General features: G+C 65.5%; 23 protein-coding genes. 19 read left to right on the top strand and 4 right to left on the bottom strand.

Going from position 1 to position 24,851, the window contains the following annotated elements:
- Positions 1 to 119: 119 nt before the first annotated feature.
- Both gshA and ACSQ3Q_RS08065 read right to left on the bottom strand, forming a co-directional pair.
- Positions 120 to 1,646 carry a glutamate--cysteine ligase gene (gene gshA / locus ACSQ3Q_RS08070; RefSeq protein WP_436133883.1) on the bottom strand — a complete coding sequence of 509 codons (1,527 nt, stop codon included), beginning with the start codon at positions 1,644 to 1,646 and terminating at the stop codon, positions 120 to 122.
- A 74-nt stretch (positions 1,647 to 1,720) separates the two neighbouring features.
- Positions 1,721 to 2,629: an SDR family NAD(P)-dependent oxidoreductase gene (locus ACSQ3Q_RS08065; protein ID WP_436133882.1), complete on the bottom strand. Its 909-nt coding sequence runs from the start codon at positions 2,627 to 2,629 to the stop codon at positions 1,721 to 1,723.
- 436 nt (positions 2,630 to 3,065) lie between these two features.
- Between ACSQ3Q_RS08065 and ACSQ3Q_RS08060 the strand changes: the two genes are divergently transcribed.
- The 12 genes from ACSQ3Q_RS08060 (at position 3,066) to tolA (ending at position 13,027) form a co-directional block, all read left to right on the top strand.
- Positions 3,066 to 3,347: a DUF427 domain-containing protein gene (locus ACSQ3Q_RS08060; RefSeq protein WP_436133881.1), complete on the top strand. Its 282-nt coding sequence runs from the start codon at positions 3,066 to 3,068 to the stop codon at positions 3,345 to 3,347.
- Between the two features lie 571 nt (positions 3,348 to 3,918).
- Positions 3,919 to 4,557: a DUF938 domain-containing protein gene (locus ACSQ3Q_RS08055; RefSeq protein WP_436133880.1), complete on the top strand. Its 639-nt coding sequence runs from the start codon at positions 3,919 to 3,921 to the stop codon at positions 4,555 to 4,557.
- 71 nt (positions 4,558 to 4,628) lie between these two features.
- Complete coding sequence (locus ACSQ3Q_RS08050; protein WP_436133879.1) at positions 4,629 to 4,922, top strand: 2Fe-2S iron-sulfur cluster-binding protein; 294 nt, start codon at positions 4,629 to 4,631, stop codon at positions 4,920 to 4,922.
- A 122-nt stretch (positions 4,923 to 5,044) separates the two neighbouring features.
- On the top strand, positions 5,045 to 6,733 hold the full coding sequence (locus ACSQ3Q_RS08045) for a DUF2235 domain-containing protein (protein ID WP_436133878.1): 1,689 nt from the start codon (positions 5,045 to 5,047) through the stop codon (positions 6,731 to 6,733).
- A gap of 171 nt (positions 6,734 to 6,904) precedes the next feature.
- A complete protein-coding gene (ribBA, locus tag ACSQ3Q_RS08040) occupies positions 6,905 to 8,026 on the top strand; it encodes a bifunctional 3,4-dihydroxy-2-butanone-4-phosphate synthase/GTP cyclohydrolase II (RefSeq protein WP_396503981.1) in 1,122 nt (373 codons plus the stop codon).
- 6 nt (positions 8,027 to 8,032) lie between these two features.
- Entirely contained in the window at positions 8,033 to 8,497 is a 465-nt protein-coding gene (ribH, locus tag ACSQ3Q_RS08035) for a 6,7-dimethyl-8-ribityllumazine synthase (RefSeq protein ID WP_436133877.1), read from the top strand.
- A complete protein-coding gene (nusB, locus tag ACSQ3Q_RS08030) occupies positions 8,494 to 9,060 on the top strand; it encodes a transcription antitermination factor NusB (RefSeq protein WP_436133876.1) in 567 nt (188 codons plus the stop codon). The genes ribH and nusB overlap by 4 nt, the downstream gene beginning before the upstream one ends.
- 140 nt (positions 9,061 to 9,200) lie before the next feature.
- On the top strand, positions 9,201 to 10,397 hold the full coding sequence (locus ACSQ3Q_RS08025) for a pyridoxal phosphate-dependent aminotransferase (RefSeq protein WP_436133875.1): 1,197 nt from the start codon (positions 9,201 to 9,203) through the stop codon (positions 10,395 to 10,397).
- Positions 10,398 to 10,432: 35 nt separating this feature from the next.
- Positions 10,433 to 10,852, top strand: coding sequence for a tol-pal system-associated acyl-CoA thioesterase (ybgC, locus tag ACSQ3Q_RS08020; protein ID WP_436133874.1), 420 nt, complete (start codon positions 10,433 to 10,435; stop codon positions 10,850 to 10,852).
- Positions 10,849 to 11,565 (top strand): protein TolQ, encoded by a 717-nt coding sequence (tolQ, locus tag ACSQ3Q_RS08015; protein ID WP_436133873.1) that lies wholly within the window; start codon positions 10,849 to 10,851, stop codon positions 11,563 to 11,565. The genes ybgC and tolQ overlap by 4 nt, the downstream gene beginning before the upstream one ends.
- 4 nt (positions 11,566 to 11,569) lie before the next feature.
- Positions 11,570 to 11,998, top strand: coding sequence for an ExbD/TolR family protein (locus ACSQ3Q_RS08010; protein WP_436133872.1), 429 nt, complete (start codon positions 11,570 to 11,572; stop codon positions 11,996 to 11,998).
- Between the two features lie 33 nt (positions 11,999 to 12,031).
- Complete coding sequence (gene tolA, locus ACSQ3Q_RS08005) at positions 12,032 to 13,027, top strand: cell envelope integrity protein TolA (RefSeq protein WP_436133871.1); 996 nt, start codon at positions 12,032 to 12,034, stop codon at positions 13,025 to 13,027.
- Positions 13,028 to 13,320: 293 nt separating this feature from the next.
- On the opposite strand, the gene ACSQ3Q_RS08000 is transcribed toward tolA, so the two are convergent.
- The gene (locus ACSQ3Q_RS08000; protein WP_436133870.1) at positions 13,321 to 14,661 is read right to left on the bottom strand and encodes an MFS transporter; all 1,341 of its coding nucleotides are present in this window, start codon (positions 14,659 to 14,661) and stop codon (positions 13,321 to 13,323) included.
- A 252-nt stretch (positions 14,662 to 14,913) separates the two neighbouring features.
- Between ACSQ3Q_RS08000 and cyoA the strand changes: the two genes are divergently transcribed.
- From cyoA to ACSQ3Q_RS07965, 7 genes are all read left to right on the top strand, one after another.
- The gene (cyoA, locus tag ACSQ3Q_RS07995) at positions 14,914 to 15,972 is read left to right on the top strand and encodes a ubiquinol oxidase subunit II (protein ID WP_436133869.1); all 1,059 of its coding nucleotides are present in this window, start codon (positions 14,914 to 14,916) and stop codon (positions 15,970 to 15,972) included.
- A gap of 67 nt (positions 15,973 to 16,039) precedes the next feature.
- Positions 16,040 to 18,046 (top strand): cytochrome o ubiquinol oxidase subunit I, encoded by a 2,007-nt coding sequence (gene cyoB, locus ACSQ3Q_RS07990; protein ID WP_436133868.1) that lies wholly within the window; start codon positions 16,040 to 16,042, stop codon positions 18,044 to 18,046.
- Positions 18,039 to 18,683, top strand: a complete 645-nt coding sequence (gene cyoC / locus ACSQ3Q_RS07985; protein WP_436133867.1) for a cytochrome o ubiquinol oxidase subunit III — start codon at positions 18,039 to 18,041, stop codon at positions 18,681 to 18,683. Before cyoB ends, cyoC begins: the two co-directional genes overlap by 8 nt.
- The gene (gene cyoD, locus ACSQ3Q_RS07980) at positions 18,684 to 19,112 is read left to right on the top strand and encodes a cytochrome o ubiquinol oxidase subunit IV (protein WP_436133866.1); all 429 of its coding nucleotides are present in this window, start codon (positions 18,684 to 18,686) and stop codon (positions 19,110 to 19,112) included. It abuts the gene before it with no gap.
- Positions 19,109 to 19,936: an SURF1 family protein gene (locus ACSQ3Q_RS07975; RefSeq protein ID WP_436133865.1), complete on the top strand. Its 828-nt coding sequence runs from the start codon at positions 19,109 to 19,111 to the stop codon at positions 19,934 to 19,936. Before cyoD ends, ACSQ3Q_RS07975 begins: the two co-directional genes overlap by 4 nt.
- Complete coding sequence (locus tag ACSQ3Q_RS07970; protein WP_436133864.1) at positions 19,933 to 21,270, top strand: ATP-binding protein; 1,338 nt, start codon at positions 19,933 to 19,935, stop codon at positions 21,268 to 21,270. The genes ACSQ3Q_RS07975 and ACSQ3Q_RS07970 overlap by 4 nt, the downstream gene beginning before the upstream one ends.
- A 30-nt stretch (positions 21,271 to 21,300) precedes the next feature.
- Positions 21,301 to 21,852: a response regulator transcription factor gene (locus tag ACSQ3Q_RS07965; protein ID WP_436133863.1), complete on the top strand. Its 552-nt coding sequence runs from the start codon at positions 21,301 to 21,303 to the stop codon at positions 21,850 to 21,852.
- A 324-nt stretch (positions 21,853 to 22,176) separates the two neighbouring features.
- Here ACSQ3Q_RS07965 and ACSQ3Q_RS07960 read toward each other — a convergent pair whose 3' ends face one another.
- Positions 22,177 to 24,783 carry an ankyrin repeat domain-containing protein gene (locus ACSQ3Q_RS07960; RefSeq protein ID WP_436133862.1) on the bottom strand — a complete coding sequence of 869 codons (2,607 nt, stop codon included), beginning with the start codon at positions 24,781 to 24,783 and terminating at the stop codon, positions 22,177 to 22,179.
- Positions 24,784 to 24,851 lie beyond the last annotated feature (68 nt).

Raw genomic sequence — 24,851 nt, 5'->3', positions numbered from 1 at the left:
AATCTCGTGGCGCACAGAGACACAACCACCTCAAAAATCAAGCCAAATTGGCCGCCAGCGCTTGATGCATAAGCGCTAGCAGCTATTAAATCAGGAGCAAACCACTCCTGAAGGCTGCATCACCCCAGTTCCTTCACCGCCATGTACTGCTCCAGCCAGGCCTCAAACGGCAGCGTGTCCGCCGCCTCGATGGCCTTTTGCGCAGCCACCGATTCGTCGGCCAGGGCCAGGTAGCGCGCCTGCTGGTCTGCAGACCAAGGGAGGGCCAGCAGTGCATCGCGCGCGGCCACCGAAGACTGGCGCGCAAAGTCTTCAAAACGGTTGTCGTGCGCCTCGTGCATCGCCTTCAGCACTCGGGCCGAGGGCGTATCGGCGGGGGCGGCCATCAAGGCCAGCGCATCGCGCAGGGCACGGCTGTAGTCGTCGGTGCCGTGCGTGGCATCCAGCGCGGCGGCCAGCGGCGCGCATTCGGCCAGCACCTCGGCACCCCAGTCGGCCAGCGCCACGCTCTGGCCGTTGCGCGCCAGTTGCAGCCCGGGCTCGCGGCCGCGTTCGGCCGTGAGGTGCTGGTTGTGCTTCAGTTCAGCGATCTCGGCCGGCGTGTCGGGCGGGCTGTCGGACAGCAGGCAGTGCAGCAAAAACACGTCCAGCAGCCGCATGGTCGACGCCGTGATGCCCACGGGCACGAACGGGTCCAGGTCCATCAGGCGAACTTCCACATATTCGACCCCGCGCTCGCGCAGGGCGTGCAGTGGGCGCTCGCCGGTACGCACGGTGCGCTTGGGGCGGATGGTGCCGTAGAACTCGTTTTCGATCTGCAGCAGGCTCGTGCCCAGCTGGTTGTAGTCACCACCGGGGTTGCGCACGCCCAGCATTTCGTAGGCGGGATAGGGTTTGGTCAGCGCCTCGTGCAGCGAATTGGCATAGCCCTTGAGGCCGTTGTAGCTCACGGCCAGCGTGGCCTGCGCGTCGCTTTGATAGCCCAGGCGCCCCATGCGCAGGGAAGTGGCGTGCGGCAGGTACAGCGCCTTGCCACCGGGCAGTTGCTGCAAACCATGTTCGCGCCCGGCCACAAAACAGGGACACAGCGCGGGGGATGCGCCAAACAGGTACAGCAGCACAAACGCATTGCGGCGGAAGTTGCGGATGAGCGAGAAATACTGCTCGCTGTCCACGCCGGGCAGCGACCAGTTGTAGTGAATGCCCGAGATCGTCTGCATGCGCCGGCCGTAGCGGTGGCCCAGGCCCATGCGGTAAACGCTTTTGGCGCGGCCGACGTTGGAGCTGCCGTAGCGGCCGATGGGAATGGTCTCGTCGGTGGGCAGCCCGCAGGGCATGCTGGACGCCCAGAGCAGCTCGCCGCCGCTGTCTTTGAGGGTGTGGTGCACAAACTGGTGCACCTCGGTCAGCTCATCAAGGCACTGGTCCACGCCCTTGTGGGCGCCGGTGATGAGCTCCAGTTGCGATTCGCTGTAATCGGTCGTGATCAGCGGGTGCGTGAGGGCCGAGCCCAGCGCCACCGGGTGCGGCGTGAGGGCCAGGCCGTCGTGGGGCAGCACCCGAAGGCCTTCCTTTTCAATGCCGCGGCGAATCCCTCCCAGGGCGTCCGCGGGGTAGGCCGCCAGTCTCTCGTGCAATTTGCTCATATCTTTATACCGATCCGTCTTCTTCTGTCGGCCCGGAACTTAGCACGGAGCACGATTGCACGTACGGACCTGGCTTAAACCCTCGACGCCATGGCCTTACCGACCTCGTTGGTGCCCTGGGCAGCGCCGCTTTGTGGTACTTGCTCGCCCGCACGCTCGGTCACCTCGGCCAGGCGGGCCGCCAATTGCTCGGGCACGTCAGCACCGATGCCTACGTGGATGCCCTGGGTCAGGGTGATGTGGGCCGCCTCGAATGTGCCTGCACCGGCGCACAGGATGGTGCGCGTGGGCGCGCTCTCGTGCGCCAGCACCAGCATGGCGGGCACCACGGCCTCGGGCTTCAAGGCATCCAGCACCTCCTGGGGCATCAGGCCTTCGGTCATGCGCGTGGCGGCCGTGGGCGCCAGGGCGTTCACGTGGATGTTGTACTTGGCGCCTTCGATGGCCAGGGTCTGCATCAGCCCCACCTGGGCCAGCTTGGCCGCGCCGTAGTTGGCCTGGCCGAAGTTGCCATACAGGCCGGTGGACGACGTGGTCATCACGATGCGGCCGTACTGCTGCGCCACCATGTGCGCCCACACGGCCTTGCAGCAGTGGGCTGCGCCCATCAGGTGCACGTCGACCACCAGGCGGAAGTCGTCCATGCTCATCTTCGAGAACGACTTGTCGCGCAGGATGCCGGCGTTGTTGACCAGGATGTCCACCCGGCCCCAGGCGTCGATGGCCTGCTGCACCATGGCCTCGACCGCTGCGAAGTCGGTGACGGATGCGCCGTTGGCCAGGGCCTCGCCGCCAGCTGCGCGGATCTCGTCGACCACGGCCTGCGCGGCCGACACCGTGCTGCCGCTGCCATCCACCGCGCCGCCGAGGTCATTGACCAGCACCTTGGCGCCACGCGCTGCGAGGGCCAGCGCGTGTTGGCGGCCCAGGCCCCCGCCTGCGCCGGTAACGATGGCCACGCGGCCGTTGAAGTCGATAGCCATGAATGCTGCTCCTGTAGGTTTGTGTTGGAAAGGATGCGGGTGGGTGCCACGCAGGCACGCTGCGCGGGGGACTGTAAGCGAGTTGGGTGCGGGGGGTGGTTGCGCGCGCGACTTCGGACTTCGATGGGGCCGAGGGCTCAAGCCACGGCCGGGGCGTTGGACGGCGGAGCGTGTTCCTCTGTTGCCGGGGTGGGCCGAAAGCTGCGTCCCCCTGCGGCACCCCGCACAGCCGCCACACCCTCCCCTCGCAACGGAAATTCCGTTACACAACGCAAGCCACCGATCATCCGGGACTGCAATCGGGTAAGGTGCTCAGGGCCAAAAATCAGGCCGGGGGGCCGCCACCCCAAAAAACCGGTGCACCAAAAATCACAATTTCATAGCAGCCAGCGCTTACGTATCAAGCGCTACAAGGCATTTTGACAAAGGAAACCCCATGAAAGCAGTCTGGAACGACGTGGTCGTGGCCGAGAGCGACGACACCGTGGTGGTTGAAGGCAACCACTACTTTCCCGAAAGCGCGCTTAACCGCGACTACTTCACCTTCAGCAACCACAAGACCACCTGCGCCTGGAAGGGCCAGGCCAGCTACCTATCGCTCCTGGTCAACGGCGAGATGAACACCGACGCCGCCTGGTTCTATGCCGACCCGAAGCCCGAAGCCGACGAAGTCCGGGGCCGCGTGGCGTTCTGGAAGGGTGTGAAGGTCACCGCCTGAGGCATTTGTCCGGGGCCTCGCCCACACGGCTGGCGGCGCCGGAAGGTTGTCCCTCCCTGCACTGGACAATCATGTGGATAAGTTTTGACAAGCCCTGTATGACAACTGCAAGTGGTTGATTCATAAAGAACGACACTACGCTGCTTAATTTTTAAGCACAGAGTTACAAACCAGCCTCCGGTTATCCCTGCCAGCACTGGACAATCCTGTGCATAAGTGGGCACAAGCTTTGTATGATGCAGTTAAGTTATTGATTCATATGAGTATTAATTGCAACGCACAAAAAATAGGCACACCGGCTCCAGCGCCATAACGCGGTCAGCAACCCGCCCCAAAGGGTGCAAAAACACTGTGTTATCCCTGTCGACGATGGACAATCCTGTGGATAAGCCTGAACAAGCCTTGTATGACATCCATAAGTCATTGATTTACAAGACATATCGTTGTGGTGCTCAAAAACAAGGCAGCTACAGCGGTGCAATGCGGAAGGCCAAAGCGACCGGAACCGCCGCCTCTTGCTCCTTAATTGATAGCTACAAGTGCTTATAGAACAAGCGCTAGGGCCTTAAATATGCTCAACCCCGCCCTCCACCATAGCCCAGCCGCCGAGCGCAACCGCGCGCCCATCCTTGCGTGCCTGCTCGCCCTGCTGCGGCCGCAAGGCAGCGCGCTCGAGATCGCCAGTGGCACCGGCCAGCACGCAGCACACTTTGCCGCTGCGCTGCCGGGCTGGAGTTGGCAGCCCACCGACCTGGAGGGCACGCATTTCGACTCCATCACCGGCTGGGCCGCCAGCACCGGGGCCGGCAATGTGCGCGCGCCGGTTCGGCTCGACGTGGTGCAGTCGCGGTGGCCGGCCGAGGGCGAGGCCTTCGGTGCCGGGTTCGACCTGATCTACTGCGCCAACATGCTGCACATTGCCCCGTGGGCCTGCTGCGCCGGGCTGATGCAGGGGGCAGCGCGCCACTTGGCGCCGGGGGGCCGGCTCGTCACCTACGGGCCGTATCTGGAAGACGCCGTGCCCACGGCCCCCGGCAACCTGGCCTTTGACGCCAGCCTGCGCGCGCAGGACAGCGCCTGGGGCATCCGCCGGATCGAAGACGTCGCAGCGACCGCCGCCGACGCCGGGCTGGCACTGCAACAGCGCCACGCCCTGCCCGCCAACAACCTCCTGCTGGTATGGTCACGCGCCACCGCCCCAGACGCGTGAAGCGTTGTTTTGACTGATTGAATGATTAACTAGTTAGTTGGCTGATTGACTGACCGACCGCTTGAGCCTCCATGACCACTCCTGCCGCCCCCTTCTTCATCGCCAAGGTTGAACCCGATGGCCAACAGTGCGACGCCTGGCCCGAGCAGCCGCTGCTGTTGTCCATGGAGCAAGGCGGCATCGACTGGCCCAGCTCCTGCCGCAACGGCACCTGCCGCACCTGCATCGGCATGCTGACCGAAGGTGAGGTGCGCTACGCCATCGAATGGCCCGGCCTGACCGCTGAAGAAAAGGCCGAAGGCTGCGTGCTGCCCTGCGTGGCCTATCCAACCAGCGACGTGCGGCTGGAAGCGTTCAGCTTCTGACGCCAGCCACCATGGTCTGACCCCGGGGCCAGCGTCGCGGCCGGGTGAGCGGCCCGCTTGCTGCGGCGCACGTTCCTCGCCCAGAATCTCTCCACATTCATCGCCACGGGAGGGAGGACGCCATGAACGCCCCAGAGACGCCGGCTGCGCCAGCCGTACACACCCCGGGCGGCGGCACCCACGCCCCGACCCGCGAGGCCGTCCTGGCCGAGTGCATCGCAGCAAACACGCAATGGGCAGCCCACCCCGGCCGCAACCTCGTGCTGCTGTTCGACGGCACCGGCAACATCCTGGGCAACCCGCAGGACACCAACGTGGTGAAGCTTTTGCGCATGCTCGGCAAAGGCCATGACCCCTCGGGCAGCGGGCCCACGCAACTGGTCTACTACGACCCCGGCGTGGGCACGACGAACGAGTTTCCGGCGGACGGCATCGTGTCCAAGGCCAAGAACCAGCTGCGGCAGCTGGCGGGGCTGGCACTGGGCAGCGGCGTGTTCCCCAATATCGCCGAGGCCTACCGGTTCCTGGTCAACACCTACCAGCGGGGCGACCGCATCTACCTGTTTGGTTTCTCGCGCGGCGCGTTCACGGCGCGGGCGGTGGCCGGCATGCTCAATATGTACGGCCTGATCCACACCGAGGGCCTGCCGCTCATTGAGACCCTGGTGCGCACCTACTTCGCGCCCAGCGGCCGAAAGAACCAGGCCGGCACCAAAAGCCGCGAGTCCTTCGCGCGGGATGTGATCGACAACTTCTCGCTCGGCCGCACGCCGCTGGTGCATTTTGTGGGAGTGTGGGACACGGTGGAGGCCATCGGCAGCGGCCTGCTGGGCGGGATCAAGATCAGCAACTCCACCGATTTCGCCTGCAAACGCTTTACCCACGTGCGCCACGCCCTGTCGCTGCACGAATCGCGCAGCAAGTACGCGCCGCGGCGCTACACCGATCCGCACTTCACCAGCGAGGAGCAGGCCTGGCGCAGTTACGACCAGCGCTGGTTCCGCGGTGTGCACAGCGATGTGGGCGGCTCGTATGCGCGCGACGGGCTGTCCAACCTCACCCTGGCATGGATGGTGGACGAAGCCTTGGCCCAGGGCCTGCGCGTAGACCGCAGCCGGCTGCAGCCCGGCAACCCGCTCACCGCCATGCACGATCAGGCCTACGACTGCCCTTACTGGGTCTGGACGGGTCTCAACGCGCGCGAGCGCTTTGCTGACGACTTCATCGACCCCACGGCCCAGCCGGTGGGTGGCGCCGTGCCCGCGGGAACCGTCCCCCGCACGCAGCCCTGGCGCTGGCTGGGCATGGCGCTGGCGGTCGCCACGGTGGTGCTGTTTGCCATCACATTCCAGATAGACCGCGCCGCCTGTGACCTGGGCGCAGCGCCGGGGTGGGTGCAGGCCCTGCCGTCGGGCTTTCAAGTGTCGGCCCACTGGCACAACGGCTGGGGTGTGGCCTGCGGAGGCACCGAGGGCGTGCGCCGCGCCATCACCTGGGACTGGGCGCTGCTTGCCAGCTACACCCTGTGGTTGGCCTACCCGGTGGCGTGGGCCCTGCGGCGGCGCGTGGCGCGGGCCGTGCCGCCGGGCCGGGCCCTGGGCTGGCTCTACCGCCATGCGCACTGGACGATGGGCCTTCTGGTGGTGTCGGACCTGGTGGAAAACTGCGCCACCCTGCACATGCACCTCCCGCATTGGCCTACGGTGCTGACCGGGGCCAGCACCATCAAACTGCTGTCCCTGCTGGTGCTGGCCTGGGTGATCATGGCTGGCGCCCTGGCCGGGCGCAAGGGTGGCCGCCCGCCCGCGTGACCCGTGTCGCCGCGCCCCAACTGCACTAAAATCCACGCTTTGGGGCGCAGAGCGCTCCCGCACCGTGCGGCTGGCGCCGCACTGCACGCTCTTTGGAATCGGCTCTACCGGGCCGTGGCCGGATCAGCGTGCGGTCACGCCACCCGCGCCGCTCACCGAAAGCCCGTCTCCATGACCTCCCCCCTGACCCCTGTGCCGATCTCGCCCGTCGAGGACATCGTGGCCGAGATGCGCGCCGGGCGCATCGTCATCCTGGTGGATGAAGAAGACCGTGAAAACGAAGGCGACCTGGTCCTGGCCGCCGACCACGTGACGCCCGAGGCCATCAACTTCATGGCCCGCTTTGGCCGCGGCCTGATCTGCCTGACCCTGAGCCGCGAGCGCTGCGAGCGCCTGCGCCTGCCGCCCATGGTGGCGAGCAACGGCACAAAGATGGGCACAGCATTCACCGTCTCCATCGAAGCCGCCGAAGGCGTGACCACCGGCATCTCGGCCGCCGACCGCGCCCGCACCGTGCAGGCCGCCGTGGCGCCCAACGCCGTGGCCGCCGACCTGGTGCAGCCCGGCCACATCTTTCCGCTGCAGGCGGTCGAAGGAGGCGTGCTCATGCGCGCAGGCCACACAGAAGCCGGCTGCGACCTGGCCGTGATGGCCGGCTGCAGCCCCGCGTCGGTGATCTGCGAGATCATGAAAGACGACGGCACCATGGCGCGCCTGCCAGACCTGCAGCTCTTTGCCGCCGAGCACGGCCTCAAGATCGGCACCATCGCCGACCTCATCGAATACCGCAGCCGCAATGAGTCGCTGGTCGAAAAGGTGGGCACACGCGTGCTGCAGACGGCCTTTGGCGCGTTTACCGCCCACGCCTTCCGCGACAAGCCCAGCAAGGAGCTGCACCTGGCCCTGGTCAAGGGCCAATGGGGCGCCGACGACGTGGTGCCCGTGCGTGTGCACGAGCCGCTGTCGGTGCTGGACGCGCTGGAGGTCAACCGCTCCATGCATTCGTGGAGCCTCGACACCAGCCTGCAATATCTGTCCGAGCAGGGCAAGGGCGTGGCGGTGCTGCTCAACTGCGGCGAGACGGCTGACCAGCTGCTCGCCCAGTTCGAAGGCACGGCCCGCGCAGCGCAAGCCCCCGAGCGCGGCCGCATGGACCTGCGCACCTATGGCGTGGGCGCACAAATTCTGCGCGAGTGCGGCGTGCACCGCATGGCCCTCATGGGCCAGCCGCGCCGCATGCCCAGCATGGCGGGCTACGGCCTCGAGATCACCGGTTTCATCCCCAAGGAATAACGCAATATGTTTGGCGCAGAAAAAGGCACGGCAGACCGCCTCGACGGCAAGAAACTGCACATCGGCATCGTGCAGGCCCGCTTCAATGAAGGCATCACCAACGCCCTGGCCGCCGCCTGCCGCGCAGAGCTGCTGAACCTGGGCGTGCAAGAAAAGAACATCAAGCACGTGCTCGTGCCCGGCGCGCTCGAAGTGCCCGTGGCCCTGCAGGCCATGGCCGAGGCCGACGAATACGACGCGCTGATCGCCCTGGGCTGCATCATCCGCGGCGAGACGTACCACTTCGAGCTGGTGGCCAACGAATCGGGCGCGGGCGTCACACGCCTGGCGCTCGACTACCAGATCCCGATTGCCAACGCCATCATCACCACCGAGAACATGGAACAAGCCATCGCACGCCAGACCGACAAGGGCGTGGACGCAGCCCGTGTGGCGGTCGAGATGGCCAACCTGCTGGACGAACTGTCATGAGCGATATGAACACCCCTTCCGACAGCCGGCCACCAAAGCAGCCCCGCACCGGCCTCAAGACCACGGGCGCGCGCAAGGCGGCCTCCAAGTCCAACCGCAGCCGCGCACGCGAGTTCGCGCTGCAGGCGCTGTACCAGCACCTGGTGGGTGGCAACGACGCCGAATCCATCGACGCCTTCACCCGCAACCTGGCAGGGTTCCACAAAGCCGACTCGGTGCACTACGACGCACTGCTCCATGGCTCGATTGCCAACGCCGCTGCGATGGATGCGCTGATCACGCCGCTGCTGGACCGCAAGATGGCGGAGATTTCGCCCATCGAGCACGCCGTGATGTGGATTGGCGTGTACGAGTTCCAGCACTGTCTGGACGTGCCTTGGCGTGTGGTGCTCAACGAGTGCATCGAGCTGGCCAAGGAGTTTGGCGGCACTGACGGCCACAAATATGTGAACGCCGTGCTCAACGGCCTGGCACCCAAGCTGCGCGCCGTCGAAGTCGCGGCTGACAAGGCTGCGGGTGGCGGCGGAAGTGCTGTTGCCCCAAGCGGTCCGGCAGCTGATTGATGGGCGCAGTACGGCCGGCACGGCGCGGCTGGCTTTGTCGCCTCGCACGCTTTTGGTAGTCGCTGCTAAGCACCTTTCCCTTCGCGTTGCTGCTGTGCAGCGCGCTGCCCGGCCCTGACGGGCGCCACGGAACCCATGCCATGAAGTTTTCCACGCGCGCCGAGCGCATCGAACCGTTTTATGTAATGGAAGTCGCCAAGGCCGCGCAGGCCCTGGCGCGCGAGGTGGCGGGCACGCGCGAGCCGATGATCTTCCTGAACATCGGCGAGCCCGACTTCACCGCGCCGCCCCTGGTGCAAGAGGCCGCAGCCCGCGCCGTGCACAGCGGCGCGACGCAGTACACCAACGCCCTGGGCCTGGATGCCCTGCGCGAGCGCATCAGCGGCTGGTACCAAAGCCGCTTTGGCGTCAACGTGCCCGCACGCCGCATCGTGGTGACGGCAGGTGCATCGGCCGCGCTGCAGCTGGCGTGCCTGGCGCTCATCGAGTCGGGCGACGAGATCCTCATGCCCGATCCGAGCTACCCCTGCAACCGCCACTTCGTGAGCGCTGCCGAAGGCAAGGCCGTGCTGCTGCCCACCACGGCGGCCGAGCGCTACCAGCTGACCGCCGAGAAAGTCCGCGCCGCCTGGACGGAGAAGACGCGCGGTGTGCTGCTCGCGTCGCCGTCCAACCCCACCGGCACCTCGATTGCGCCTGGCGAGCTGCGCCGCATTCATGAAGTGGTGCGTGCGCACGATGGCATCACGCTCATCGACGAGATCTACCTGGGCCTGTCGTACGAAGAAGAGTTCGGCCACACGGCGCTTTCCATCGACGACAACATCATCAGCATCAACAGCTTCAGCAAGTACTTCAACATGACGGGCTGGCGCCTGGGCTGGATGGTGGTGCCGGAGGCCATGGTGCCCGTGGTGGAGCGCCTGGCGCAGAACCTGTTCATCTGCGCCAGCACGGTGGCGCAGCATGCGGCCCTGGCCTGCTTCGAGGCCGAGAGCATTGCCGAATACGAGCGCCGCCGCGCCGAGTTCAAGGCCCGGCGCGACTTCTTCATCCCCGCACTGCAGTCGTTGGGCCTTGCGGTGCCGGTAATGCCCGACGGCGCGTTCTATGCCTGGGCCGATTGCACCGAGGCCGCGCAGCGCCTGGGCGTCCCTTCTGGCAAGAACTGCAGCTGGGACTTCGCGTTTGAAGTCATGCGCCGCGCGCACATTGCCGTGACGCCGGGCCGCGACTTTGGCACGGCGGAGCCTGAGCGCTTCGTCCGGTTTTCGACAGCCAACTCGATGGCGCAGCTGCAGGAGTCGGTAGATCGGTTGCGCAAGCTTCTCGGATAAGACAGCGCGAGCAATGAACATCGGGCCAAAACACCATGGCGTTTGAATTTCCGATCCGCGTGTATTGGGAAGACACCGATGCGGGTGGCATCGTGTTTTATGCCAACTACCTCAAGTTCTTTGAGCGCGCGCGCACCGAGTGGCTGCGCTCGCTGGGCGTGGGCCAGCAACTTCTGAAGGAACAAACGGGCGGCATGTTTGTCGTAACCGATGCGCAGCTGCGCTATCACCGCCCCGCACGCCTGGATGATGAACTCATTGTTACCGCCGGCCTGCAGGTCGCAGGCCGGGCATCGCTGACAATAGTGCAGCGAGCGCTCCTGAAACCAGAGCAGATGAACGACCAAGGCGCCACCTTGCTGACCGAAGGCACCATCCGCATTGGATGGGTGGATGCAGCAACGATGCGCCCCGCAAGAATACCGAGCACCCTTCTGGAACAACTCACACCATGAACTCCCAAAACATGTCCATCATCTCCCTGGTGCTGCACGCCAGCTGGGTGGTGCAACTCGTGATGCTGCTGCTGCTGGGCGTGTCGGTGGCCAGCTGGGCGGCCATCTTCCGCAAGCTGTTTTCCTTGAAGCGTGTGAAGACGCTCAACGAAGATTTCGAGCGCGAATTCTGGTCGGGCACCAGCCTCAATGACCTGTACGCCAGCGCCGCGCAGAACGCCAAGCAGGCCGGCCCCATGGAACGCATTTTTGCCAGCGGCATGCGCGAATACCAAAAGCTGCGCGAGCGCCGCATCGTGGACCCGGGCACCCTGCTCGACGGCGCACGCCGCGCCATGCGCGCGAGCTTCCAGCGCGAGATGGACGTGGTGGAGTCCAGCCTTTCCTTCCTGGCTTCGGTGGGTTCGGTCTCCCCTTACGTAGGCCTGTTCGGCACCGTGTGGGGCATCATGCATGCGTTCACCGGTTTTGCCGGCATGGAGCAAGTCACGCTGGCCACCGTGGCCCCCGGCATTGCCGAAGCCCTGGTGGCCACGGCCATCGGCCTGTTTGCCGCCATCCCCGCCGTGATCGCCTACAACCGTTTTGCGCGTGACATCGACCGCGTGGCCACGCACCAGGAGACCTTCATCGAAGAGTTCTCCAACATCCTGCAGCGCAACCTGGGTGCCCAGCCCGCGCCCTCCACCGGCCACACGGCCTCGGGGCACTGACACCATGCCCGCCATGGCTTCCCGCGGCCGGGGCCGCCGCACCATCAACGAGATCAACATGGTGCCGTTCATCGACGTCATGCTGGTGCTGCTCATCATCTTCATGGTGACTGCGCCCATGCTGACGCCCGGCGTGGTGGACGTGCCCAGCGTGGGCAAGGGCAAGAACATGCCCAAGGTGGTCGCGCAGGTCATCGTCAACAAGGACGGCTCGCTGCAGTTCAAGACACCCGACGCCACACGCACGCTGAGCCAGCGCGAGGTGGGCGAGGCCGCCAGCCGCTGGCAGAAGGCCCAGGGCGCTGACAGCGCCAGTGCGGTCGTGATCAGCGCCGACAAGGGTGTGCAATACGAAAGCGTGGTGAAAGCCATGGACGCCTTGCAAAAGGCGGGCGTGCAACGCGTGGGTCTGTCCGTCAAACAAGGCGGTTGAACCGAACCTGCGCCAGCCGCTCTCACTTACGCCATGCAAGCCCACAACGACCGCGACCAGTTTGCTCCGCCGCGCCCGCCCGCTCGGATGCGCGCCATCACGCTGGCAGTGCTCGTGCACGCGGTGCTGATCGGCGCCCTGACCTGGGGCGTGAACTGGAAGAGCAGCGCAGACCTGCCCGCCGTGGAAGCCGAGCTCTGGGCGGCCGTGCCCCAGCAGGCCGCACCGCGCGCCGCAGAGACCCCGCCACCCCCGCCACTCCCACCGGTGCCGGAAGTCCGCACACCACCCCCGCCACCGCCCCCACCGCCGCCACGTGCGGTGGAGCCCCCCGACACGCGGGAAGCCGACATTGCGATTGAGCGCGAGAAGAAGCGCCTGGAGCAGGAAAAGAAGGCGCGCGAGCAGCAGCAGGAACGCGAAAAGCGCGAACGTGAGCGCAAGGAAGACGAACGCCGCGACCGCCTGGAGCAGGAGAAAAAAGAGCGCCTGCAAAAAGAAAAAGACAGAGAGAAAGACAAGGAAAAGGAAAAGGAACAGCGCGAAAAGCAGCTGGCCGAGCAGAAGAAGGCCGAGCAGGACAAACAAAAGAAGCTGGCCGAAGACAAGCGCAAGGCGGAAGAAGCTGCCAAGCGCAAAGCCGAGGCGGACGACAAACAACTGGCCAAGCTGCGCGAAGACAATATGCGCCGCATCCAGGGCATGGCAGGCGCGACCGGCGGCGAAACCGCGACGGGCACGGCCCAGCGCAGTGCGGGCCCCTCGGGCAGCTACGGCGGCAAGGTGGCGGCCAAGGTCAAGCCCAACATCGTCTATCCCGACGCGATCTCGGGCAACCCGCGTGCGGAGGTGGAGGTGCGCCTTTCACCCGACGGCACCATCGTGGGCAAGCGCCTGGTGCAGTCGAGCGGCAACAAGGCCTGGGACGACGCGGTTTTGCGGGCCCTGGACAAGACGGAGACCCTGCCGCGCGATGTGGATGGGCGCGTGCCGCCCTCGCTGACCATTGGCTTCAGGCCACAGGACTGAGCCTCCCCCAAAAAGAAAAGCGCCCGGTTGAACCGGGCGCTTTTTTACTTCTGTGCTTGACTGAGTTTTTGCCTCGGACCGGCCGCTCGCCTTGCGCTTGTCGAAGACCGAGAGGCTGCCCGCAAAAGACTGCCCTGGCCTCGACAGGCCCAGCCCGAGCGGGTCACCGCAGCCCCAAGTAGAGCCGCGGCACTATTGATATAAGCCCTTTTTGGCCGTCAGCGCTTGATGGATAAGCGCTGGTAGCTATATTTTCAATAGCAAACTACCAAGTCAGTCCCGACACGAGCCCGTTACCGGTCGCGACGCTCCATGCGCCGGTTCAGATTCAGCGCGCCCAGCGTGCAGGCCACACCCGACAGCAGGTACACCGTCACCGCCAGCAGCCCAAACCGGGACGACAGGTACAACGCCACCAGCGGCGCAAACGCGGCGCCAATGATCCACGCCAGATCGGCCGAGAGCGCGGCGCCGGTATAGCGGTACTGGGGCGAGAAGTTGGCCGTGACCGTGCCCGAAGCCTGGCCGTACGACAGGCCCAGCAGCACAAAACCCAGCAGCAGGAACATGGTGCTGCCCACCTCACCGGAGTTGAGCAGCACCGGCGCCATGAAGCTGAAGACACCAATCAGCACGGCCATGCCGCCCAGCAGCTTGCGGCGGCCCAGGTGGTCCGACAGCCAGCCCGACACCATGATGGCGCCAGCCGCCAGGAACGCTCCCACGATCTGCACACCCAGGATCTGCGTTACGGGCTGCTCGGAATACAGCGTGATCCACGACAGCGGAAACACCGTCACCAGATGGAACAACGCAAAGCTTGCCAGCGCCGCAAAAGCGCCGAGCAGCACGTTGCTGCCTTCGTCGCGCACCACGCGGCTCACGGGCACGGGCTGCAGTTCACGCTCTTGCAGCAGTTCGGTATACGACTGGCCCACCACCAGGCGCAGTCGGGCGAACAGCGCCACCACGTTCACGGCAAAGGCCACAAAGAACGGGTAGCGCCAGCCCCACGCCAAAAACTCTTGCAGGCTGAGGCTGCTGTACAGATAGGCGAACAGTCCGGCGGCCATCACAAAGCCTACGGGCGCGCCCAGCTGGCCGATCATGGCGAACCAGCCGCGGCGCTCCCGGGGGGCCGACATGGCCAGCAGCGATGGCAGGCCATCCCACGACCCCCCCAGCGCCAAACCCTGGCCGATGCGCAGGATGAGCAGGGCCACGATCGCGACCATGCCCACATCCTTGTAGCCCGGCAGGAACGCCATGCCCACCGTGCACACGCCCAGCAGGAACAGCGCGATGGTCAACTTGGTGCCCCGCCCCCATCGCCGCTGGATGGCCATGGAGATGGCGGTGCCAATGGGCCGGACCACGAAGGCGACCGCCAGCAGCGCGAAGGCCATCAGCGTGCCATCCAGGCGGGAGAGGAAGGGGAACAGAAACGAGGGGAAGACGAGAACGCAGGCGATCCCGAAAACGAAGAAGTCAAAGTACTCGGACGAGCGCCCGATGATCACGCCCACGGCAATTTCGCTGGGGGTCACGTCTTCATGCGTATCCGCCCGGGAGAGGGACGCGGCGTTTTCTTCAAAGCCGGCCGCGGGGTAGGTGGCAGAGGCGGGGCTGCTCATGAACAGGGTTCCTTGTCGTGGTTGGAAGTGGATATTTTCGTTCTACACGCAACTTCGATTGCAAACAAGTGCGGTTTCACCTTGGCGGCTGCGGGACATGGGACGAAATGGCACACCGCTGGCCCCCCGCCAACTTGCCACGGTTTGACCTTGGACAAAATGTCCAATGTACAAAAAAGCTAGGGCTATTACATTCAGCGCTATTCCGTTATCCGCGTTTACCCCTAAAAAACGCACCGATTGCGCCCTACCATGCCCCACACCTCTCTACCCCGTGCCTTCGCCTGGCTGGCCGCTGTCCCGGCCCTGGGCGCCCTGGCTGGCTGCAGCAAGGCGGTCGTCCTCAACCCGGCGGGCGACGTCGCTGCGCAGCAGGGCAACATGGTCATCCAGGCCACGCTGCTCATGCTGATCATCATCGTGCCGGTGATCGCCCTCACCCTGTGGTTTGCCTGGAAGTACCGGCACAACAACGCGGCCAATACCGAGGCCGACTATGACCCGGACTGGCACCACTCCACCACGCTGGAGCTGGTGATCTGGACCGTGCCGCTGATGATCATCATCGCCCTGGGGGCATTGACCTGGATCGGCACCCACAAGCTCGACCCCTACCGCCCGCTCGACCGCATCTCTGCAGCCAAGCCACTCGACGCCCAGTCGACGCCATTGGAAGTGCAGGTGGTGGCCATGGACTGGAAGTGGCTGTTCTTCTACCCCGAGCTGGGCATTGCCACGGTGAACGAACTGGCGGCGCCGGTGGACCGCCCTATCCTTTTCAAGCTCACGGCCACCTCCACAATGAACGCGTTTTACGTGCCCGACCTGGCCGGCATGATCTACGCGATGCCGGGCATGCAGACGGAGCTCAATGCCGTGATCAACAAGCCCGGCGTGTTCTCCGGCCTGGCCACGCACTACAGCGGCGCGGGCTTCTCGGGCATGACCTTCAAGTTCCATGGCCTGAGCCAGGGCGACTTTGAAGCCTGGGTGGCCAAAAACAAATCCGAAGGCAAGCCGCTGACGCGCAAGGCCTACATGGACCTGGCCAAGCCGAGCGAACGGGACCCGGTGCAGCGCTTTGCCAGCGTGGAAGACGGTCTGTACGACAAGGTGCTCAACCGCTGCGTCGAGGACGGCAAGATGTGCATGCACCACATGATGGCCATCGACGAGAACGGTGGCGACGCTTATGTGCGTGCCATGGGGCTGAACCTGCCGCAGGACGTCTGCACCTCGCAAAACGCCGCCCAGGTGGTCGCCACCCTGGAAGCCCGCCACGCCCCCCGCGCGGCCACTGCCGCCCAATGACCCGTCCTTGATTGCCGAGCCGGCAGCCGCCTCTGGCGCTGCTGGCAACCTCCAAAAGAGACCCGATATGTCCTCCGTCACCGTTACTGACACCCACTGGGCCCTGGGCCGAATCACCTGGGACTCGATCCCCATGGCACACGAGCCCATCGTGCTGTGGACCTTCATCGCCACCGTGCTGGGCGGCCTCGTGGTGCTGGCTGGCGTCACCAAGTTCCGCCTGTGGGGCCCGCTCTGGCGCGACTGGATCTGCAGCATCGACCACAAGCGGATCGGGATCATGTACATGATCCTCGGCCTCATCATGCTGCTGCGCGGCTTTGCCGACGCCGTCATGATGCGGCTGCAGCAGGCCATGGCCTTTGGCGACAACATGGGCTACCTGCCGCCGCACCACTACGACCAGATCTTCACCGCCCACGGCGTGATCATGATCTTCTTCGTGGCCATGCCGCTGGTCACGGGCCTGATGAACTACCTCGTGCCGCTGCAGATTGGTGCGCGCGACGTGTCGTTCCCGTTCCTCAACAACTTCAGCTTCTGGATGACCACGGCCGGCGCCGTGCTGGTCATGGTGTCGCTGTTCCTGGGCGAGTTTTCGACCGCTGGCTGGCTGGCGCTGTCCAACCTGGGGGCGCAGAACCCGGGGGTGGGTCTCGACTACTACATCTGGGCGCTGCAGATTGCGGGGGTGGGCACGACGCTGTCCGGCATCAACCTGATCGTCACCATCATCAAGATGCGCGCGCCAGGCATGAACCTGATGAAGATGCCCGTCTTCACCTGGACGGCGCTGTGCACCAACGCCCTCATCGTGGCGTCGTTCCCCGTGCTCACGGCAGCGCTGGTGCTGATGTCGCTCGACCGCTATGTCGGTACCAACTTCTTCACGAACGACCTGGGCGGCAACCCCATGCTGTACGTGAACCTGATCTGGATCTGGGGCCACCCTGAGGTCTACATCCTGATCCTGCCGTGCTTCGGCATCTTCTCGGAAGTGGTGGCCACGTTCTGCAAGAAGCGCCTGTTCGGCTACACCTCCATGGTGTACGCCACCGTAGTGATCACCATCCTGTCGTACCTGGTGTGGCTGCACCACTTCTTCACCATGGGTTCGGGCGCGAGCGTGAACACCTTCTTCGGCATCACGACGATGATCATCTCGATCCCCACGGGCGCGAAGATCTTCAACTGGCTGTTCACGATGTACAAGGGCCGCATCCGCTTTGAGCTGCCCATGATGTGGACCGTGGCCTTCATGGTGACCTTTGCCATCGGCGGCATGACCGGCGTGCTGCTGGCCGTGCCACCGGCCGACTTCGTGCTGCACAACAGCCTGTTCCTGATCGCCCACTTCCACAACGTGATCATCGGCGGCGTGTTGTTCGGCCTGTTTGCCGGCATCAACTACTGGTACCCCAAGGCCTTTGGCTACAAGCTCGACCGCACCTGGGGCGTGCGCTCCTTCTGGCTATGGGTGGTGGGTTTCTGGGTGGCCTTCGGCCCGCTGTACGTGCTCGGCCTGATGGGCGTGACACGGCGTGCGAACCACTTTGAAGACCAGTCCCTCCAGATCTGGTTCGTGATCGCCGCGATCGGCGCCGCAATGATTGCCGCGGGCATTGCCTGCTTCCTGATCCAGATCGTGGTGAGCTACCTCAAGCGCGACGAGCTGCGCGACGTGACCGGCGACCCATGGGACGCACGCACGCTGGAGTGGGCCACGTCGTCGCCGCCGCCCAACTACAACTTCGCGTTCACGCCCGTGGTGCATGAGATCGATGCCTGGTGGGACATGAAGAAGCACGGCTACCAGCGTCCGCTCACCGGCTTTGCCTCCATCCACATGCCGGCCAACACCGGTTCGGGTGCCGTGATCTCTGCGCTGTCGCTGGTGCTGGGCTTTGCATTGATCTGGCACATGTGGCTGCTGGCCGGCGTGTCGTTTGCGGCTGTGATCCTGGTGGCCATCGTCCACACCTTCAACTACAAGCGCGACTTCTACATCCCCGTCTCTGAAGTGACGGAGACGGAAAACATCCGCACCCAACAACTGCGTGCCAGCCATGTCTGATATCCGTACCACCCTTGGCGCAGCAGGCGCCGCCAGCGCGGCACTGCCGCTGCGCCAGTACCACCCCGCGCACGAGCCGCATCCCGAAAACGGCACGGCGCTGGGCTTCTGGCTCTACCTGATGAGCGACTGCCTCATCTTTGCTGCGCTGTTCGCCACGTATGGTGTGCTGGGCCGCAGCTATGCGGCGGGCCCCACCGGAGCGCAGTTGTTCGACCTCACGCTGGTGGCCATCAACACGGCCTTCCTGCTGCTGTCGTCCATCACCTTCGGGTTTGCCATGCTGCGCAAGCAGGTCGGCGACGTGAAAGGCACGCTGCTGTGGCTGGCAGTCACGGGTTTCTTCGGCCTGTGTTTCCTGGGCCTGGAACTGTACGAGTTTGCCCATCTAATCCACCAGGGCGCCACGCCCCAGCGCAGCGCCTTCCTGTCGGCGTTCTTCACGCTGGTGGGCACGCACGGGCTGCACGTCACCTTCGGCCTGATCTGGCTGGTGGTGCTGATGGTCCAGATTGGCAAACATGGGCTGATCCACGAGAACAAGCGCCGGCTGATGTGCCTGTCGATGTTCTGGCACTTTCTGGACGTGGTCTGGATCGGTGTCTTCACCTTTGTGTACCTGATGGGGGTGCTGTAAATGAGCGCACAACACACACACGACGCCCAGCATGCCCACGGGCATGACGATCACCACCATGGTGACGAAGGGCCACACAGCAGCCTGCGCGAATACGCCATCGGTTTTGTGCTCTCGGTCATCCTCACTGCGATTCCGTTTTGGCTGGTGATGGCCAAGGTGATCGCCGACCGCAACACCGCCGTCCTCGTGCTGGGCGGCTTCGCGGTGGTACAGATCCTCGTGCATATGGTGTATTTCCTGCACATGAACGGCAAGGTCGAGGGCGGCTGGACGCTGCTGTCCACTATCTTTACCGTGGTGTTCGTGGCCATTGCGATCAGTGGCACGCTGTGGGTCATGTTCCACATGAACGCCAACATGATGCCCGCGCACCCCACGCCCACGCCGCCGGTGCATGAAGCTTCGCCGGGGCACTCCACGCCTTGACCCAGGCCCCCAAACACTCGGCCCCGGGCGCCCGTTCCCGGCGGCTGCGCCAGGTGGTGCTCGCGGTCGTGGGCGTCGCCTTGTTTCTGGGTTTTCTGGCGCTGGGCACCTGGCAGGTCCAGCGCCGTGTGTGGAAGCTGGCCTTGATGGAGCGCGTAGAGCAGCGTGTGCATGCAGCCCCCGCGGCGCTGCCGCCGCGCAGTGAGTGGCCGCGGGTGAACGCCGCCGACCACGAATATTTGCCGGTTTCGCTGAGCGGCCAGTGGCTGGGCGACAAGACCGTGCTGACGCAGGCGGTGACCGAGCTGGGTGCAGGTTTCTGGGTCATCACCCCGCTGCAGCAGGACGATGGCACAGAGGTGCTGGTCAACCGCGGTTTTGTGCCACAGGACCAGCGCGCGCAGTGGCTTGCCACTCCGCTGACCGCATCCGCCGCCGCATCTACTGCCGTGCAGGGCCTGCTGCGCATAACCGAGCCCGCCGGCGGTTTTCTGCGCACCAACGACCCGGCGCAGCAACGCTGGTATTCGCGCGACGTGGCCGCCATCGGCCACGCGCTGCAGCTTACGCACCTGGCTCCGTTTTTCATCGACGCCGGGCTGCCGGTAACTAAGCAAGGCGCCACCGCCGCCGCGGCCACAGAAACCGCCTGGCCGCGGGCTGGCCTGACGGTGGTCCGGTTTCACAACAGCCATCTGGTCTATGCGCTGACCTGGTACGGCCTGGCCCTCATGGTTGCGGGTGCCGCCTGGTATGTGGCACGCTACGAGCGCCGCTTGCGTGGCATCCCCGACCGCACAGCAACGCCCGGCCCTCGTCCATGACGCCGCCCTCCTCTCGCCCAGACAGCAGCACCGCAGCGCCCACGCCGCGCGCTGCGCGTGCGCCCGACGCGGCCGCCGGCATCAAGAACCTGCAGCAGCTGATCGAGCTGCGCTGGATCGCCATGGTCGGGCAGGTGTTCACCATCGAGATGGCGCACTACAGCCTGAACCTCACGCTGCCGGTGCACGAGATGCTGATGGTGGTGGGCTGCCTTGCGCTCTTCAACGTGGTGAGCCTGCTGCGCCTGCGCACCGGTGTGGTGGTGCGCAATGTCGAGCTGTTCCTGGCCTTGTTGATCGACGTGGCGGTGCTCACCGTGCAGCTGTACCTGAGCGGCGGCACCACCAACCCGTTTGTCTTTTTGTACCTGCTGCAAATCACGCTGGGCGCGGTGCTGCTGCGCGGCGCGTACATCTGGTCCATCGTGGCCATCACGCTGGCGTGTTTTGCCGTGCTGGCCAGGCACCACCTGCCGCTGGAGCTGCCGCAGGACCTGCACCAGGGCCTCTCCAGCCTGTACGTGATCGGGCTGCTGGTGTGTTTCATGCTCAACGCCACCCTGGTGGTGGTGTTCATCACGCGCATCAACCTGAACCTGCGCGAGCGCGATGCACGCCTGGCCGCCGCGCGCCGGCGCCGGGTGGAAGAAGAACACATCGTGCGCATGGGCCTGCTGGCCTCCGGCGCCGCGCACGAGCTGGGCACGCCGCTGTCCACCCTGGCGGTGATCCTGGGCGACTGGCAGCACGACAAACGCCTGGCCGCCGACCCGGCGCTGCAGGAAGAGATTCACGAGATGCAGACCCAGGTGCAGCGCTGCAAGGCGATCGTGAGCGGCATCCTGCTGTCGGCCGGCGAGGCCCGCGGCGAGGAATCGGTGCAGACCACCGTGCGCACCTTTGTCGATGCGCTGGCCGAGGAATGGCGCGGCACCCGGTCGATGCCGAGCTTTGTGTACGACAACGACTTTGGCGCCGACACGCCCATGGTGTCGGACACCACGCTCAAGCAGATGGTTTTTAACGTGCTGGACAATGCCCGTGACGCCTCGCCCGAGTGGGTGCGCCTAGGCGTGACGCGGCATGCCGATGTGCTGCGCATCACCGTGCAAGATGCCGGGCCGGGCTTTGCGCCCGAGATGCTGGCCAAGCTGGGCACGCCGTACCAGTCCACCAAGAACCGCCCCGGCCGCGGGCTGGGCCTGTACCTGGTGCTCAATGTCGCGCGCACGCTGGGCGGCAGTGTCAGCGCCCGCAACCGATCCGAGGGCGGCGCCGAAGTGACGATTGATTTGCCGCTGGCGGCGGTCGCTCTGCCCGACCCCAAGGGCTGAGAGCCTGACCAAAGCCTTCAGGAAACACCCATGGACACCGAACTCGACGAAGACCAACGCCTGCTGCTGATCGTGGAAGACGACGAGGCTTTTGCGCGCACGCTCACGCGGTCGTTCGAGCGGCGCGGCTACCGCGTGCTGCACGCTGCGAGCCTGCCGGAGGTCGAGGCGCTGCTGGCCGACCACACACCGGGTTTCGCCGTGGTGGACCTCAAGCTCAAGGGCGAGGCATCGGGCCTGGCCTGCGTGCAGCGGCTGCATGCAGCGGACGCGGACATGCTCATCGTCGTGCTGACCGGCTTTGCCAGCATTGCCACGGCCGTGGAGGCCGTGAAGCTGGGCGCCTGCCACTACCTGGCCAAGCCGTCCAACACCGACGACATCGAGGCCGCGTTTGGCCTCAAGGCCGGCAACGCGGAGGTGGAGTTGACCAACCGCTCCAGCTCCATCAAGACGCTGGAGTGGGAACGCATCAACGAGGTCCTGGCGGAGACGGGCTTTAACCTGTCGGAGGCGGCGCGGCGCTTGGGGATGCACCGGCGCACGCTGATGCGCAAGCTGGAGAAGAAGCAGGTGCGATAGCGGGGCTCAAGCCATCGCGTCAGCGACCACTGGTTCGCGGGCCGCGTGAGCTGCGGTGCCAAGGCGACGGCTCGACAGCCTGCACGCCGCGCCGGTCCGGTCCGGTCCGGTCCGGTCTGGCGCCGGGGGCTAACACCCGCCCACATTAAGGCTGCGCGGTGCGACAGCGTCTCTGTGGCAATGGTTTTAGCCATAAATTAGGGCCTAGCGCTTGATACACATGACTTTATTGCTACAAATAGCATAGCAATAGGTCATTGGGGCCGGCCGAGTCCGCATTTCGGCGCAACGCTGCACCGCGTGCAGTGCCAGCCCGGGCGCCACTCAGCGCTGGGGCTCCATCAACCAACGTTCGGCATCCGACTGCTTGCCAAAGCGGGCCCAGTCCACGGCCCGCTGGCCGTGCGGATCCCGCCGCAAAAGGTCCACCCCGGCGTTTTCCAGCCACGTGAGCACCTCGATGTGGCCTCTGGCCGCAGCCAGCATGGCCGGCGTTTCGCCCCGGCTGGCAGGCGCGGGATCGTCCAAGGCCTGGCCCTGTTCGCCCAGCCACTGCAGGCACGGCACGCAGCCGCTTTGCGCCGCCATGTGCACGGGCCCCCAGTCCCAGCGGTTGCGCGCCTGCAGACTCGCGCCCGCCTGCACCAGCCGCAGCGCCACTGCCAGATGGCCGCCATAGAAGGCGCGCAGCAGCGCCGTGTCGCCGCGCTCGCTGTCTTTTTGCGTCTGGCGCAGATCCGGGTGCGCCCCGGCGCGCAGCAGCAGGTTCACGTGCGCCAGTTGGCCGCGGCTTGAAGCCAGCATGAGCATCGAAGAGCCGTTGTCTGCCACCAGGTTGGGGTTGGCCCCGTCGCGCAGCGCCTGCTCCAGCGCGGCGGCGTCGCCGGCGTCCTGCGCGTCCAGCAGGCGCGTGTCGACTGCGGCCCATACCCGCACTGGCGCTGCGGTGGGCGCTGAAGTGGCGCCACCCAACGGCCGCCCCTGCGTGGGCGGCTGCACAAGCGGCCCCCACCACAAGGCCAGCAGCAGGCCCGCCATCAGCACCCACCCCCAGGCAGGGCGCGAGCCGTCGCGTTGCAAGGGGCGTGTTCCCCCTGCGGCAAACCTGCCGCGCCGGTCGCTCCATGCCTGCGCGATGACCTGCCCGACGGCGTTTGCAGCCTGAGCCCCCGGCAAGCCCGGGGTCAGCCGTACCATCGCCCCCTGTGAGTTGCGTGCATATATAGCGCGAAACTCGTTGGAGTTGCCCCCACCGCCGACGGAGAACAGCAGCTTGTGCACCATCGCCTTGGTGGCGTCGCCCGGTGCGGTTTTCAGCGTTGACCACAGCCACGAGCCGCGCTGCGACACGATGCCGTCGTCCTGCACCCACAGTGTCCAGTGCCGGGTGGCAGCATGCAGCGCAAACGCGAGCAAGGCCACCGTCAGCCCGACCCCGCCCAGCGACCGTGGAAGCACTACGCCGTCTGCGCCCACACGCCCGTTGATCAGCCACTCGGCTGCCATCACCACCAGGGCTACGGCCGCGCACCAACGCCAGGCATGTTGCGAAAAGCGGATTTGCAAAGCATCGAGCCCTTCCTGCAGAACAGCACCGGGGGGCCAGTGCGCCATGGCACCATCGTCTTCTGCCGAGTCGCGCCCGAGCTCTTCCGGTATCAGGATGGGTTCCTCGCGCATCACACCCGCGGCCACCCAACGGTCAAACCTGTCGTCGGCTGCGGTGCCCTGCGGCCCCGGGGGCGCAGCCTGCACCGGCAATGGGTACGACAACTCCACCGCGCCTGCGGCATCGAGCAGCTCCACCCGCCAGTCCACCCGCTCGCGCGAGCGCAGGGCGCCGTGCGCCGCGGCGTCCGGTGGCACTTCAAACTGCGCCACCAGCTGCACGCCACCTTCTGAGGTGGGCTGAAGCACCGTGGCACCATCCACCACCTGCACCCTGCGCTCGGGCGAGCCGGAGCTTGACTCGTCCACCCGGTACTGGGCCAGCTGCAGGCGCAAAGGCTGCTTCGCCGCATCCGCACTGTCATACCGCTGCGGCTGCACGGGCGCCTGGGCCACCGCCCTTGCGGGCAGCTGCAGCGTGGTCTGCACCACGGCCCCCGCCTGCGGCTGGCGGGGCCGCGCGGTGAACGCAGAGCCGCGGTATTGCCACACCTTTCGCGTCTGCACCACCGTCACATAAAGCAATACGACGCCCACCATGACGAAGATGCTGATGAATCCCTTTGCCCAACCCGGCGCAGCCTTTTGCGACCAGACCATGGCTGCCATCGGGAACGCAATGCCGCACCAGAAAAAGGTGAAGAACCAGGCCGCCGCCGCGGTTCCGTGCAGCGAGCTTTTTGGCTGGGCAGGCTGCGCCGAGCGCCCCTCTGTCGTTGTGGGCCCCATGCCAAACACGTTGCCACGGCCGAGCAACACCAGCACAAAGACCCAAGCCGCCGCCACCCCCACCCCGGTAAAGACCAGCGCAAACGGAACGCGGAAAATTTGCAGCTGCCAGCGGACGGCCGGATCGATCAGGGCTTGCGTAGGGTTGCGGGGATTGACCCGGACCGTGATGGACTGGTTCGCGGCCTGCGCCGTTTGAAGCCGTCGGTGCCATTGCTGGTGCCAGTCGTGGTCGCTGTCGGAATGCCCGGGCGGCTCAAGCCCCACCCGGGCCCCGTCATGGCTGGCACCACTGAACTGGTACCGGTAGCGGGCTTGCACTTCGTACGTGGTGCCCCCTTCACTGTCGCTGCGTTGCCGCACCTCGGCACTGAGCACGCGCGCTGGCACCGGTTGCCAGCTGCGCACCTGCCACGCGGTCTGCAGCGTCTGGGCCAACGGTTGCAAACCGGCGAAATATCCACCCAGACCAAAAGCGACAGCGAAAACCGCGCTGATCATCAGCGCACCAGCGCGACCCATCGTGGATGCCATGGCCCCTCCTTTTCTTTTTGTTGTTGTGGTGATGCCGCAAGCTTAGTGACGAGGGTGTGTCAGTTCTG

It is taken from the genome of Acidovorax sp. LjRoot129 (assembly GCF_964253765.1).
GTDB lineage: Bacteria > Pseudomonadota > Gammaproteobacteria > Burkholderiales > Burkholderiaceae_C > Acidovorax.
The sequence above is the reverse complement of the archived record's forward strand: the minus strand, read 5'-3'. Positions and strand labels throughout refer to the sequence as shown.

Excerpts from the sequence above, each read along its gene's own strand:
- gshA (WP_436133883.1), bottom strand. The coding sequence starts at position 1,646 with ATGAGCAAATTGCACGAGAGACTGGCGGCCTACCCCGCGGACGCCCTG.
- ACSQ3Q_RS08065 (WP_436133882.1), bottom strand. The coding sequence starts at position 2,629 with ATGGCTATCGACTTCAACGGCCGCGTGGCCATCGTTACCGGCGCAGGC.
- ACSQ3Q_RS08060 (WP_436133881.1), top strand. The coding sequence starts at position 3,066 with ATGAAAGCAGTCTGGAACGACGTGGTCGTGGCCGAGAGCGACGACACC.
- ACSQ3Q_RS08055 (WP_436133880.1), top strand. The coding sequence starts at position 3,919 with ATGCTCAACCCCGCCCTCCACCATAGCCCAGCCGCCGAGCGCAACCGC.
- ACSQ3Q_RS08050 (WP_436133879.1), top strand. The coding sequence starts at position 4,629 with ATGACCACTCCTGCCGCCCCCTTCTTCATCGCCAAGGTTGAACCCGAT.
- ACSQ3Q_RS08045 (WP_436133878.1), top strand. The coding sequence starts at position 5,045 with ATGAACGCCCCAGAGACGCCGGCTGCGCCAGCCGTACACACCCCGGGC.
- ribBA (WP_396503981.1), top strand. The coding sequence starts at position 6,905 with ATGACCTCCCCCCTGACCCCTGTGCCGATCTCGCCCGTCGAGGACATC.
- ribH (WP_436133877.1), top strand. The coding sequence starts at position 8,033 with ATGTTTGGCGCAGAAAAAGGCACGGCAGACCGCCTCGACGGCAAGAAA.
- nusB (WP_436133876.1), top strand. The coding sequence starts at position 8,494 with ATGAGCGATATGAACACCCCTTCCGACAGCCGGCCACCAAAGCAGCCC.
- ACSQ3Q_RS08025 (WP_436133875.1), top strand. The coding sequence starts at position 9,201 with ATGAAGTTTTCCACGCGCGCCGAGCGCATCGAACCGTTTTATGTAATG.
- ybgC (WP_436133874.1), top strand. The coding sequence starts at position 10,433 with ATGGCGTTTGAATTTCCGATCCGCGTGTATTGGGAAGACACCGATGCG.
- tolQ (WP_436133873.1), top strand. The coding sequence starts at position 10,849 with ATGAACTCCCAAAACATGTCCATCATCTCCCTGGTGCTGCACGCCAGC.
- ACSQ3Q_RS08010 (WP_436133872.1), top strand. The coding sequence starts at position 11,570 with ATGCCCGCCATGGCTTCCCGCGGCCGGGGCCGCCGCACCATCAACGAG.
- tolA (WP_436133871.1), top strand. The coding sequence starts at position 12,032 with ATGCAAGCCCACAACGACCGCGACCAGTTTGCTCCGCCGCGCCCGCCC.
- ACSQ3Q_RS08000 (WP_436133870.1), bottom strand. The coding sequence starts at position 14,661 with ATGAGCAGCCCCGCCTCTGCCACCTACCCCGCGGCCGGCTTTGAAGAA.
- cyoA (WP_436133869.1), top strand. The coding sequence starts at position 14,914 with ATGCCCCACACCTCTCTACCCCGTGCCTTCGCCTGGCTGGCCGCTGTC.
- cyoB (WP_436133868.1), top strand. The coding sequence starts at position 16,040 with ATGTCCTCCGTCACCGTTACTGACACCCACTGGGCCCTGGGCCGAATC.
- cyoC (WP_436133867.1), top strand. The coding sequence starts at position 18,039 with ATGTCTGATATCCGTACCACCCTTGGCGCAGCAGGCGCCGCCAGCGCG.
- cyoD (WP_436133866.1), top strand. The coding sequence starts at position 18,684 with ATGAGCGCACAACACACACACGACGCCCAGCATGCCCACGGGCATGAC.
- ACSQ3Q_RS07970 (WP_436133864.1), top strand. The coding sequence starts at position 19,933 with ATGACGCCGCCCTCCTCTCGCCCAGACAGCAGCACCGCAGCGCCCACG.
- ACSQ3Q_RS07965 (WP_436133863.1), top strand. The coding sequence starts at position 21,301 with ATGGACACCGAACTCGACGAAGACCAACGCCTGCTGCTGATCGTGGAA.
- ACSQ3Q_RS07960 (WP_436133862.1), bottom strand. The coding sequence starts at position 24,783 with ATGGCATCCACGATGGGTCGCGCTGGTGCGCTGATGATCAGCGCGGTT.